Below are 12,984 nucleotides of genomic sequence, written 5' to 3'. Positions count from 1 at the left end.
GCAGGTTTTTAAAAGCCGATCAGCCTTCCTGCCCTTGGTATCATCACCCACACTTTTTTGACCCTTTGATGACAAGCAGGCCTTTTTTGTGAGCGCTCTTTTCAACTGGCTGCGGCGGCCGAATGCCCGCCTTCTTTCTCTAATCGTTTTGGTAATGATCGTGCCGGTGTGCCTGCGTGCAGCGTTGGGCTGGTCGACACCGCTGGGCTTTTTGTCGGATCTGGCCGTGGGTAGTCTGCTGGTGGTATCGCTGCATCGCCGTACGTGGTGGCTGGCCTTGCCGGTGCTGGTGTTTTGGGCGCTGCTGGCGATCGCCACGGCAGAATTGGTCAGCGCCGTCGGCCGCCTGCCGACGCCTTCGGATATTCACTACCTGATCGACCCGCAGTTCGTCGAGAACTCCACTGGCGGCGGACTTGCGCACCCTGCCCTGGCCATTGCTTTGCTGGGTGCGTTGGTTTTCTGGCTGCTGGCCCAATTTGTGGGGCGCGGTCTGGCTCGGCCGGCATTGCCGCGCGCTGCCTGGGCCGCGCCGATCGTTTTGTTCGCCGCGCACTGGGGCGCGCAAAACCTGTGGCCGAATGACGGCGACGCCTGGCGCCTGTACAACCTGCCGCATCAATTGCTCGCCAGCGAAGTGGCCGACCTGCAGATCCAGGCCGAGGAATGGCTGGACGGCGACGTCGAAGAACCGACACCGGCGATGGCCGGGCTCACCGATGTCGATCTCATTGGCCAGAAGCTGCTCGCCGCGCCGGGTCAGGCGCGCAATGTGTTGATCATTGCCCTGGAAGGCATTCCCGGCGCCTACATCCGCGCCAACCGCGAGGCGATCGGCAGTCATTACCAGGAAGACCTGATGCCCAACCTCAGCCGCTGGGCCGAGCGCGGCATGAACACACCGGATTACGTGCTGCACACCCATCAGACCATTCGCGGTTTGTACGCCATGCTGTGCGGTGACTACGATAAGCTCAACAACGGCACGCCCAAAGGCGTGGAAATGCTCACCCTCAACGAACGCAATCAGGCCTGCCTGCCGGCGCAGCTGCGCGAACACGGCTTCAGCACTCATTATTTGCAGGGCGCCGGCCTGCGCTTCATGGCCAAAGACAAGATCATGCCGCACATCGGTTTCGATGCGACCCACGGCCTGGAATGGTTCAGCAACAGCAACTATCTGGAGTTCCCGTGGGGCAAGGATGACAAGGCGTTTTTTGAAGGTGCGCTGGATTACGTCGGCCAGTTGAAAAAGCAAAAGCAGCCGTGGATGTTGACTCTGCTGACGGTCGGCACCCATCAGCCCTACTCCGCACCGGAGGATTATCTGCAGCGTTATGAGACGCCCAAGCAGGCTGCCGTCGGTTATCTCGACGATGCGCTGGATCAGTTTCTTTCAGGGCTGGAGCGCCAGGGCGTTCTCAAGGACACACTGGTGGTGATCACCTCGGATGAATCCCATGGCATCGACGGCGTGCGGCTGGCCTCCTCGTGGGGTTTCAACCTGACGCTGGCACCGGAGCAGGCGCAACTGCCGCGTCTGAATGCCGGGGTCTACGGCCACGTCGATCTGAGCACCTCGATCCTCGACTATTTCGACCTGCCGGTGCCGACTGCGCTGAGCGGGCGGTCGCTGTTTCGCGACTACGATTCGGGGCGAGAAATCATGTCGTTCACCAACGGCAAACTGCGCTACCACAACGGTCAGGGCATCTTCTCCGAGTGCGATCTGCCGCGCCGCTGCCGCTATTACCAAAGCACCGGCTTCATCGCCGAAAGTGCCACATACAAAGGCACCTACAGCGGCCACCCGGCCCGGCAGATCGCCGCGCGCGCCGATGCGCTGGACCTGTCCTTGCTGCGCACACCGCTAAATCATCGCTACCAGTTCGGCAGCAACAACATCATCCCTCTGCAAGCGCAGATAAAGGATGACTGGGCCGACAACCTGATCGGCGCGCAATACCTGGAAATGCCCAAAGGCTCGCACACCCGCGTGCGCCTGACCGTGCGCTCGGTCGATCCGCAGCAGGCGGCGTACATTCAGCTCAAGGCCAAGGAATTTGAACAGGACGTGCAACTGGGCCTGCCAGCAGAAATGGTCGCCACGGCGGATCAGCCGCTGGAGATGGATTTCAGCTTTGAAAACCCGCAGCCGCGCAAAGCCTTCTCGTTTCATTTGCTGGGCTACGGCAATGGCGCGGTTGAAGTATCGGACTTCAGCGTGATCACTGAACTGCCTGGGCAGGATGACATTCTTGATGACGTGCCCGAGGACGACACCGCGCAATCGAGTTGACGTCTTTATTTATAAAGGCTGCACTCGCCTGTCACTTTGCTTCGGGGTATCGAGTGTAAGATCGAATTTGCCTGTCACTTTCCTGGCTTTTCCCAGATCCAGAGCAAAAGTGCCTGCTACGTTTTTGCGAAAATTGGCAAAGGTGACGATGAGTTCACCCTCAATAATGGGTTGGTCAAAATGATTGATCATAACCTTCCAATACCGTCCCATGGTTGGAAAAGTCACTGTGTGAGGACCATCTCCCTCCAACGCATTCGGCACAGACAACTCGACCGTGTGTATAAAATCGTCAGTTCCGATGATGATAAATTCCGTCTCGGTCTCTGCATAAACACATAACTTGCTCTCCAAAAATTTAACGTCATCGAGAAACGCGACAAAGCTACCGGTAGCATTTCGTTTGTTCAGAAGGTCACTTGTTTTGTCCTGAGACATGTCGATATTCCCTTGAGGTAAAGGTGACGGTGCGTTGACTCCAACGTATTGGGATTGCGTGGTATCAACCACTGTCAAAGCTGACAGTTTTTAAGATCGCTTCGAAATAACGCTGCTTTTTCATCACGATATCGCGCTAGCAAAAGAGCCTGCCTATCGCCTGCCAAGACTGCGGCTATTAGCCGACTTGCCAACTCGGGTCTAGCCTTACCAGTCCGAAGTCGGCACGAGCCGGCCGCAGACCTGATAGGGATCCGAACATGGCAAACGAATCGAAATGCCCGTTCAACCACGCCGCCGGCGGCGGTACGACGAACCGTGACTGGTGGCCGAATCAACTCAATCTGAAAATCCTCAGCCAGCATTCCCCCAAGTCCGATCCGCTGGGCCAGGACTTCGACTACGCCAAAGCCTTCAAAAGCCTCGACTTCCAGGCGCTGAAACAAGACATCAAAGCACTGATGACTGATTCTCAGGACTGGTGGCCAGCCGATTTCGGCCATTACGGCCCACTGTTCGTGCGCATGGCCTGGCACAGCGCCGGGACCTATCGCACCGCCGACGGCCGTGGCGGCGCCGGCTCCGGTCAGCAACGCTTCGCCCCGCTCAACAGCTGGCCGGACAACGTCAGCCTCGACAAGGCCCGCCGTCTGCTGTGGCCGATCAAGCAGAAATACGGCCGCAACATTTCCTGGGCCGACCTGATCGTGCTCACCGGCAACGTCGCCCTTGAATCCATGGGCTTCAAGACCTTCGGTTTTTCCGGGGGCCGCGCCGATGTCTGGGAACCGGATGAAGACGTGTACTGGGGTTCGGAAACCGAGTGGCTGGGCGGCGACAACCGTTACGGCAAGAGTAATGGCCCAGTGCAAGAGCCCGGTGACGGCACGCTGGTGGCTGAGCCCGATTTGCATGGCCGTGAAGAAAGCCGCACCGATCAGGGCGAACGCAATCTGGAAAATCCCCTCGCCGCCGTGCAGATGGGCCTGATCTACGTCAACCCTGAAGGCCCGGAAGGCAACCCGGATCCGGTGGCCTCGGCCAAGGACATTCGCGAAACCTTCGGCCGCATGGCCATGAACGACGAAGAAACCGTGGCGCTGATCGCCGGCGGCCACGCGTTCGGCAAGACCCATGGCGCTGGCCCGGCTGACAATGTCGGCCCCGAACCGGAAGCGGCCGGTCTGGAGCAACAGGGTCTGGGCTGGAAAAACGCCTTCGGCACCGGTAAAGGCGCCGACACCATCACCAGTGGTCTGGAAGTGACCTGGACCACCACGCCAACGCAGTGGAGCAACAACTATCTGGAAAACCTGTTCGGCTTCGAGTGGGAGCTGACCAAAAGCCCGGCGGGCGCCAATCAGTGGCAACCGAAAAACGGCGCGGGTGCAGGCACCGTTCCCCACGCTCACGATCCGAACAAGAAGCTCTCGCCGACCATGCTCACCTCCGACCTGGCGTTGCGCTTCGATCCTGCATACGAGCAGATTTCCCGGCGTTTCCTGGCCAATCCCGATCAGCTCGCCGACGCATTTGCCCGCGCTTGGTACAAGCTGATCCATCGGGACATGGGGCCGCTCTCTCGCTACCTCGGCCCGGAAATGCCACAAGAGGAATTGCTCTGGCAAGACCCGCTGCCCGACGTGACGCACCCGCTTATTGATGACAGCGACGCTGCGGCGCTGAAAAACAAGGTGCTGAATTCAGGACTGTCGGTGTCGCAACTGGTCTCGACCGCGTGGGCGGCGGCGTCGACGTTCCGCGGCTCGGACAAACGCGGCGGCGCCAATGGCGGGCGCTTGCGTCTGGCCCCGCAGAAGTTCTGGCAGGCCAACCAGCCCGAACAACTGGACAAAGTGCTGAGCACACTGGAAAGCATTCAGAACGAGTTCAACGGTTCTGCTGCCAATGGCAAGAAGATCTCGTTGGCGGACCTGATCGTCCTGGCCGGTAATGCCGGGGTGGAAAAAGCCGCGCAGAACGCCGGGCATTCGGTGTCGGTGCCGTTTTCACCGGGCCGCGTCGATGCTTCGCAGGAGCAGACCGATGTCGAATCGTTCGGCTTCCTCGAACCGATCGCCGATGGTTTCCGCAATTACAGCAAAGGCAAATACACGGTTGCGGCGGAAACCCTGCTGATCGACAAGGCGCAGTTGCTGACTCTCACGGCACCAGAAATGACCGTGCTGCTGGGTGGTTTGCGGGTATTGAACACCAATGTCGGCCAGACGCGGCATGGCGTGTTCACCGATAAAACCGAAACGCTGAGCAATGACTTCTTCACCCACCTGCTGGACATGGGCGTGGAGTGGACCCCAACGTCACGGGATGCTGATGAGTTTGAAGGCCGTGACCGCAAGACCGGGGCGCCAAAGTGGACGGCGACTCGGGTGGATCTGGTGTTCGGCTCGAATGCGCAATTGCGCGCATTGGCCGAGGTCTATGCCAGTTCCGACGCGAAGTCGCAGTTCGTCAATGATTTCGTCAAGGCCTGGACGAAGGTGATGAATCTGGATCGGTTTGATCTGCGTAAATAGCTGTTTGTTGTGCCAATAAAAATGCCGCTCGTTGAGCGGCATTTTTTGTTGATCGTCCCCACGCAGAGCATGGGAACGATCAACTCGACGGTTCCTACCGGATCGGGTTACGCCAGGCTTTTGCTCACCACTTCATACACATCACTGGACAGCGACCCGGACGCCAGAATCCGCTCCAGCTCAGCCTTCATCAACGCCTGACGCGCGCTGTCGTATTTGCGCCAGCGGGTCAGCGGGGCCAGTTGGCGCGAGGCGATCTGCGGGTTGAAGCCGTTCAGTTCGATCACCAGATCGGCAAGGAAGCGATAACCGGAACCGTCCGCCGCGTGGAAGTTGATCAGGTTCTGCCCGGCGAACGCGCCGATCAATGCCCGCACCTTGTTCGGGTTCTTGATGTTGAACGCCGGGTGCTGCATCAACGCCTTCACCCGCTCCAAACCGCCCGGCAAGGTGCTGCCGGCCTGCACGCTGAACCACTGGTCCATGACCAGCGGATTGTCCTTGAAGTGCTCGGCGAAGCTGGCCAGTGCCAGGGCCTTCTGCTCTTCGAACGGCGAGTTGACCAGCACCGCCAGCCCGGTCAGGCGCTCGGTCATGTTGTCGGCAGCCTCGAATTGCTCCAGCGCCGCTGCCAACACTTCCGGCTTGCCGCTGAGCATCAGGTACGACAAGGCGATGTTCTGCAAGGCGCGACGGGCGAAGTGCTCGGCCTCAGCCACGTACGGAGTTTTCTTCGACAGATCGCGGTTGGCCTGATAACGCAGCCACAGCGCTTCGAACAAACCTTCGGCGAGTTGCTTGCGGGCGAATTCGCGCGCGACATGAATCGCCTCGACGTCGGCCACTTCGCTGATCTCGGTGAGATAAGCCTCACCCGGCAGCGAGAGCATTTCGGCAACCATCGCCTGATCCAGCGAGTCGTCGGACAGCACCGTGCGCAGCGCCGACACCAAACGCGGATCGAGCTTCAGGCTCTCGCCTTTCTGATGCTGGCCGATCAACTCTTGAAGCACTTGCACCGACAATTGCTGACCGGCATCCCAGCGATTGAAACCGTCGCTGTCGTGCTGCATCAGGAACATCAGTTGATCGCGGTTGTACGGGAAGCTCAGTTTCACCGGCGCCGAGAAGCCACGCAGCAGCGATGGCAGCGGCTGTTCGTTGATGTCGACGAAGGTGAAGGTCTGCTCGGCTTCGGTCACCGAAATCACCCGAGTGGTGCCTTGTGCCGAGGCTTCACCAGCCAGACGCAGGGCGATTTCGTTGCCCTGGCTATCAAGCAGCCCGAGCTCGACCGGAATCACGAACGGCAGTTTTTCTACCTTGTCCGGGGTCGGCGGGCAGCTCTGGCGGAAGGTCAGGCTGTAGGTTTTCGCCGCAGCGTCGTAGGACTCGCTGACGGCCAGACGCGGTGTGCCGGCCTGGCTGTACCAGCGTTTGAACTGACTGAGATCAACGCCATTGGCATCTTCCATGGCCTTGACGAAGTCGTCGCAGGTCACGGCCTGACCGTCGTGGCGTTCGAAATACAGATCGCTGCCCTTACGGAAGCCTTCGGCGCCCAGCAGGGTGTGGATCATGCCGACCACTTCCGAGCCCTTTTCATACACGGTCAGGGTGTAGAAGTTGGAAATCTCGATGAAGCTGTCCGGACGCACGGCGTGGGCCATCGGCCCGGCATCTTCGGCGAACTGGTGAGTACGCAGATAGGCCACGTCCTGAATGCGCTTGACCGTCGCCGAGTTCATGTCCGAGGAGAAACCGGCATCGCGGAACACCGTGAAACCTTCCTTGAGCGACAGCTGGAACCAGTCGCGGCAGGTGACGCGGTTGCCCGACCAGTTGTGGAAGTATTCATGGGCGACGATCGCCTCGACCCGCTGGTGCGCGGCGTCGGTGGCGGTTTCGGCGCGGGCCAGCACGGCGCTGGAGTTGAAGATGTTGAGGCCCTTGTTCTCCATCGCGCCCATGTTGAAATCGTTGACGGCGACAATCATGAAGATGTCCAGATCGTACTCGCGACCGTACACCTCTTCGTCCCAGCGCATGGATTTCTTCAGGCTGTTCATCGCGTGCTGGCACTTGTCGATGTTTTCCGGCTCGACATAAATGCGCAGCGCGACGTTGCGCTGGCTCATGGTTGTGAAAGTGTCTTCGACGCACCACAGATCACCGGCGACCAGCGCAAACAGGTACGCCGGTTTCTTGAACGGATCTTCCCAGGTCGCCCAGTGCCGGCCGTCTTCACCGGGGCCGGAAGCGATCGGGTTACCGTTGGAGAGCAACACCGGGTAGCTGTGCTGTTCGGCCACGACGGTGGTGGTGAACTTGCTCATCACGTCCGGGCGGTCGAGGTAATAGGTGATCTTGCGAAAGCCTTCGGCCTCGCACTGGGTGCAGAACATCGTGCCGGACTTGTACAGGCCTTCCAGCGCGGTGTTGGTTTCCGGGTGGATGCGCACGCTGGTGTCGAGGGTGAAGGTTTCACTGGTTGGCTGCAGAGTCAGGTGGCTGTCGGAGACTTGATAGTCAGCGGCGCTCAGCTCCTGGTCCGCCAGCGTCACCGACAGCAGCTCAAGTTGCTGGCCGTCGAGCACCAGCGGCGGCAGGCCGGCGCCGCGTTCCGGGTTGCGGCGCATCACCAGTTGCGCGTGAACCAGGCTGTGGTCCTCGAACAACTCGAAGGTCAGGTGGGTTTCGTCGATCAGGTACTCGGGTGCCTGATAGTCCTTGAGGTAAATCATCTTCGGTTGTTCGGTGCGCATGCTGGAATCCTTATTGATGCACGGCGAGCTGATAAGCCGTGTATTTACGAATGTTGATCACGCCGGTGTCGAAGATCAGGTACTGGCCCTTGATCCCCAGCAGCGTGCCTTCGGCAATCGGGTTCTTGTCCAGGTTGAAGCTGACGATTTTCGCCGGGTATTGCTCGACGGGATAGCGGATTTCCAGCGGTTCGACATCGGCAATCGTCTGAATCGCCTGTAGGCCGAATCGCTCCTGCAACCCTTGCAGGCCTTCGGCGCAGCTTTCGAACAACTGATCGCGCACCTGCGCCAGATCCACCGCCGCCGCATCACCTTTGAGCAGCGCGCGCCAGTTGGTCTTGTCCGCCACCTGGCTGCGGAACAGGTCCTCGACAAACCCCGATTGCTGGCGTGTTGATACACGCATGATTGGCAAGGCTTGACTCGCACCCTGGTCGAGCCAGCGGGTCGGCAACTGCGTAGCACGGGTGATGCCAACCTTGATGCCTGACGAATTGGCCAGGTAAACCACATGGTCGGTCATGCAGAATTTCTCGCCCCACTCCGGATCGCGGCAGGTGCCGGCGTCGAAGTGGCAGCGCTCCGGACTCATGATGCACAGGTCGCACTGCGCCAGTTTGGTCATGCACGGGTAGCAATAGCCCTGACTGAAACTGGTTTTGGTTTTGCGCCCGCAATGGGTGCAGTGAATCGCCCCCAAAAACTCCAGACGCAGCGTGCTGCCGATCAACGGATTGACCGGCACCTCGACGTCATCCAGACGAAACGCGTACTGCACGTTCGACCCGTCCAGACGCGCCGACATTTTGCTGATTGCACCGCGGCCAATCTCGATCAATGGATGGCATCCGACTTGAACAGGATGTTCGGCACTTCGATCGACTTCGACGCACACTCTTGCGGGCCCATGTAGCCAGTGCGCTGGTCTTCCGGCAGGTTCTGGATTTCCCAGGCAATCATCGCCTGCAACGACAGCTCGCGCTGTTCGGCAGTGAGTTTGTTGCCGTCGGACCATTTACCGATTTCCACGGCCAGTTTCAGGCTTTCGTAGATGTCCGGGGTGATGTTGTTGATCATGTCGTTGAAAGAGGACATCAGGGTCTCCGTGCTCTTTGCTGAAACAAAAATGTTAGACGGCCAGTTTACGGCGGTTATACAAACCGCCCAACAAACCGGTAAAGCATCCGATGAGTAACCCGCTCAGGTGCGCGGCGTTGGCGATCTGGCCGAAACCGATCAGCGAGATCAGCCCGGACATGCACACCACCAGCCATACCAGCATCATCACCAGCACGCCGCGCGGCAGACGATAGGCCGGGTTCGGCGCCAGCAACTGGAAGATCCAGCAATGCCCGAGCAAGCCGTAAAGCACACCAGACAGACCGCCGAACAGGCTCGGGCCGCTCCAGACGAACTGGGCGTAGTTGGACACCAGACTGAACAACAGCGTCAGGCCGATCAGGTTGATGCTGCCCTGGCGCGACTCGATGCGCCGCCCCAGCTCCCAGTACCACATACCGTTCATGGCCAGATGGAGGATGCCGAAGTGGATCAGCATCGGCGTCACCAGCCGCCACCACTGCCCCGCCGCGAGGCTGTCGGCCAGCGGCGTGAAGTGGATGTACTCACCGATCACGCGGAAATCGAGGAAGGTCAGCCAGCGCAAGGTCTCGAGGTTTTCGCCGAGGAAGGTCAGACCACCGACGATCAGGCTCAACAGCAGAATCAATCCGGTGGCTTTGGCGTGTTTCAGCTGCTCGGCGAAGCTCGGGCGCTTGAAGGTCTGGCCCATGGGTACGTTCAGTTGCTGATCCGGGTCGCCGGCCGGGAAGCGCTCGTACAAGGAACGCACGTCCTCGCTGATTTCTTCTGGTGCCCATAGCACCTGCTCGCCCGCCTCTTCGCTGACCCGATGCGGGACCTGCATGCGCTGCAACAGTTTGACGAAACCGCTCAAATCCACCGCCAACGGCAGGCGCAATACCGCTACCGCACTCATTGCAGCACCTCCGGCCGCTCGACATCGACCCAGACAAATTTTTGCGGATCCAGGCGCGTTTCCTGATCCAGACGATAGGCCACCAGTTTGCCGTAGAGCACGGCGCTGTAATCCAGGCACGCGAGGTTCGGGCGGATCGGCGCCGGTTTGCCGCTGCGCCAGTAGTGGCCGACGAACAGCAACGGCTCGTCGACGCCGTAGCGCAGCAGGGAATTCTTTTCAGTGGACGTCAGCGGCGTCTGCGCGACAGGTTCGGGCAGTGCATCGGGCTGGAACACGATGTCGCCATAGGTTTTCGGGTCGTCTTCCCAGAACTTGGTGCGGAAGAACGAACGCACCAGACCGTCGCCACTGGTCATGGTCAGGCCACCCGGCAGGCGCATGTCGGTGCCGCGCAGCAAGCGGTCGAACACGGTGCAAGCGAAGCTGCCGGGCACCGCCGAGGCCTGGAGGAAATGCTCATCGACGCAGCCATTGGGGAACAGCGCCCGCAGCGGCTCGATCAGCCCGGCGTCCCAGCACGCATGCACCACGCGGAAACGACCGGCATCGACGAACAGCGGCAGCTCGTAGAACCACTGCTGGAAGTCATGCCAGTCACCGGGATGGTCCTCGAATTGGCTCAGGGTTTCCTGCAACAGCCGCGCATGGCGCTTGGTGTGTTCGCGCACGAACTGCTTGCCGCTGCCCGGTGGCGCCGGGGTGACCCAGCCGAGCGCGTTGAATTCGTGGTTGCCCATGATGCACAGCGCCTGCCCCGCCTCGACCATGTCGTGAACGATGTGCAGCGCCTCGCGAATGCGCGGGCCACGGTCGATGATGTCGCCGACGAACACCGCCATGCGTGACGGATGCCGCCAGACCCCGCCCTGCTTGTGATAACCGAGACGGTCCAGCAAGTGTTCAAGGGTCATGGCGCATCCGTGCACGTCACCGATCAGGTCGTAACTGCGCGCGGGATCGAGCATCAGTCGCCTCCGCCCCCCAGCTTGCTGCCCCAGCCAAGCTTGGTGCGGCACACCTCGTAGTAATTGTGATCGAGCGGATGAATCAGGCGCAGCTTCTGCGCTTTCTTGCTCACGGTAATGGTGTCGCCCGGTGCGCAGGTGAAGTGGTTCTGGCCGTCGCAGGACACCTGCGGGTAGATCTGCATATCTTTGGACACGACGATTTTCAGCTCACTGTTGCCATCGACCACGATCGGCCGTCCCGACAAGGTATGGGGGTACATCGGCACAATCACAATAGCGTCGAGCTTGGGATGCATGATCGGCCCGCCGGCAGACAACGCGTAGGCAGTGGAGCCGGTCGGCGTCGCGACGATCAGGCCGTCGGCCTTCTGGCTGCAGACGAACTGGCCGTCGATGTACAGCTCGAATTCGATCATCCGCGTCGATTTGCCCGGGTGCAGCACCACATCGTTGAGCGCATCGCCCTGGCCGATGGCCTCGCCATGGCGACGCACTTCGGCTTGCAGCAGGAAGCGGTTTTCTACCAGATAGTGGCCGTCGAGCACTTCGGCGACCTTGATTTCCAGCTCGTCGGGGCGAATGTCGGTGAGGAAGCCAAGGCTCCCGCGGTTGATGCCCAGCACCGGAATATTGTGCCTGGCCAGCGCCCGCGCAGCGCCGAGCAGGCTGCCGTCACCGCCGACGACGATGACCATGTCACAAACTTCGCCGAGCATCTTGCGCGACGAGGTTTGCAGGCCATGGCCGGGCAGGACTTCAGCGATGGTGTCTTCGAGGATCACATGCAGGTGACGGTCGAGGAGAAAGCGTTTCAGTCGGCGGACGGTATCCAGCACCTGGGAACTGCCCAGGCGACCGATGATGCCGATATTACGAAATTGCTCCATGGGACCTCTGCGGACAATCGAAAACGCGAAAAGCCGATTATGGGCGAAAGCGCCAGATAGACAAAATCCTTTCAGCCTCAAGGGTGCACTCAGGTTTAAGGCTATGCTCGCAAGATGATCCTGTTCCCCGACTTGTTGCAATTGCCCCATCGATTACGCCATCCCGAAGTGCGGGACCTGGCGTGGGTGATCCTCGCGCCGCCGATGCTCGCCGCCACGCCGTGGCCCCAGCGCCATCCGCTTGCCGGCAGCGACTGGGTGCACGACCCGCAGCGCCTCGAACATTGGCTGCACCAGCTCGACCGCGACAGTTACGGCCTGCTGCAATGGCTGTCTCAGGCGCGCACCCGGCGTCTGGGTCTGTATTACGAGCGTCTTTGGCAGTTCGCCGTCTCGCATGCGCCGGGCATCGAACTGATCGCCGCCAACCTGCCGATTCGCCGCGCCGGGCACACCCTCGGCGAACTCGACATGCTGCTGCGTGACCGCGACGGCGTGCATCATCTGGAACTGGCGATCAAGCTCTACCTTGGCCCGCAGGATGGCGATGGCCGCGATCCCGCGCAGTGGCTGGGGCCGGGTTGTCATGACCGGCTGGATCGCAAACTGGCACATCTGGCCGAGCATCAATTGCCGATCTCGGCGCGCCCGGAAAGCCGCGAGGTGCTCGCGGCGCTGGATATCGAAACCTTCAGCGCGCAGTTGTGGCTGGGCGGTTATCTGCTATATCCGTGGCCCGGGCACGCCGACTCACCGAACGGCGCGCATCCACAACATCTGCGTGGCAGCTGGCTGCATCAGAAGGACTGGCCGGCGTTTGTCGCGCAGCGCCCGCCGGGCCGCTGGCAACCCCTGCCCCGCCATGCGTGGCTGGCGCCGGCGCATTACCCGGCGGATCAGGTCTGGACAGATGAGCACTTGCGTTTGTGGCTGGCAGACCTGCCAGCACTGGCCCCGGCGCAGTTGATGGTGCGCCTGACCGAGAATGCCCAGGGCGAATGGGAAGAGGCGGAGCGGTTGTTTCTGGTGGCGGATCTTTGGCCGAATGTCCCCGGCCAAGCCTGAGATTTGTAGTGCCTGACCCA

The 12,984-nt window shown here is 60.5% G+C and carries 10 protein-coding genes; 3 read left to right on the top strand and 7 right to left on the bottom strand.

Annotated features, from left to right (window positions below; translation table 11 throughout):
* Positions 1-88: 88 nt before the first annotated feature.
* Positions 89-2,299 carry an LTA synthase family protein gene (locus PSH90_RS10495; RefSeq protein WP_305382676.1) on the top strand — a complete coding sequence of 737 codons (2,211 nt, stop codon included), beginning with the start codon at positions 89-91 and terminating at the stop codon, positions 2,297-2,299.
* A 9-nt stretch (positions 2,300-2,308) separates the two neighbouring features.
* Here PSH90_RS10495 and PSH90_RS10490 read toward each other — a convergent pair whose 3' ends face one another.
* Positions 2,309-2,737 (bottom strand): hypothetical protein, encoded by a 429-nt coding sequence (locus tag PSH90_RS10490; RefSeq protein ID WP_056784689.1) that lies wholly within the window; start codon positions 2,735-2,737, stop codon positions 2,309-2,311.
* A gap of 260 nt (positions 2,738-2,997) precedes the next feature.
* Here PSH90_RS10490 and katG point away from each other — a divergent pair, with 260 nt between their 5' ends.
* Positions 2,998-5,274: a catalase/peroxidase HPI gene (katG, locus tag PSH90_RS10485; protein ID WP_056784686.1), complete on the top strand. Its 2,277-nt coding sequence runs from the start codon at positions 2,998-3,000 to the stop codon at positions 5,272-5,274.
* A gap of 107 nt (positions 5,275-5,381) precedes the next feature.
* Here the strand turns inward: katG and pepN are convergent, their stop codons facing one another.
* The 6 genes from pepN to PSH90_RS10455 are packed head-to-tail and all read right to left on the bottom strand — an operon-like array spanning position 5,382 to position 11,899.
* On the bottom strand, positions 5,382-8,039 hold the full coding sequence (gene pepN / locus PSH90_RS10480) for an aminopeptidase N (RefSeq protein ID WP_305382675.1): 2,658 nt from the start codon (positions 8,037-8,039) through the stop codon (positions 5,382-5,384).
* Positions 8,040-8,049: 10 nt separating this feature from the next.
* A complete protein-coding gene (locus tag PSH90_RS10475; protein ID WP_186569239.1) occupies positions 8,050-8,880 on the bottom strand; it encodes a DUF2797 domain-containing protein in 831 nt (276 codons plus the stop codon).
* The gene (locus tag PSH90_RS10470) at positions 8,877-9,137 is read right to left on the bottom strand and encodes a YeaC family protein (RefSeq protein WP_016774215.1); all 261 of its coding nucleotides are present in this window, start codon (positions 9,135-9,137) and stop codon (positions 8,877-8,879) included. The genes PSH90_RS10475 and PSH90_RS10470 overlap by 4 nt, the downstream gene beginning before the upstream one ends.
* A gap of 34 nt (positions 9,138-9,171) precedes the next feature.
* Positions 9,172-10,041: a rhomboid family intramembrane serine protease gene (locus tag PSH90_RS10465; RefSeq protein ID WP_305382673.1), complete on the bottom strand. Its 870-nt coding sequence runs from the start codon at positions 10,039-10,041 to the stop codon at positions 9,172-9,174.
* A complete protein-coding gene (locus tag PSH90_RS10460; protein WP_095179579.1) occupies positions 10,038-11,009 on the bottom strand; it encodes a metallophosphoesterase in 972 nt (323 codons plus the stop codon). Before PSH90_RS10460 ends, PSH90_RS10465 begins: the two co-directional genes overlap by 4 nt.
* Positions 11,009-11,899 (bottom strand): NAD(+) kinase, encoded by an 891-nt coding sequence (locus PSH90_RS10455; RefSeq protein ID WP_041480619.1) that lies wholly within the window; start codon positions 11,897-11,899, stop codon positions 11,009-11,011. Before PSH90_RS10455 ends, PSH90_RS10460 begins: the two co-directional genes overlap by 1 nt.
* Before the next feature lie 114 nt (positions 11,900-12,013).
* Between PSH90_RS10455 and PSH90_RS10450 the strand changes: the two genes are divergently transcribed.
* Positions 12,014-12,964: a DUF1853 family protein gene (locus PSH90_RS10450; protein ID WP_305382672.1), complete on the top strand. Its 951-nt coding sequence runs from the start codon at positions 12,014-12,016 to the stop codon at positions 12,962-12,964.
* Positions 12,965-12,984: the final 20 nt, after the last annotated feature.

Origin of the sequence: Pseudomonas sp. FP1762 (assembly GCF_030687105.1) — a bacterium.
Lineage (GTDB): Bacteria > Pseudomonadota > Gammaproteobacteria > Pseudomonadales > Pseudomonadaceae > Aquipseudomonas > Aquipseudomonas siliginis.
This window is presented reverse-complemented; position numbering and strand designations above follow the sequence as displayed.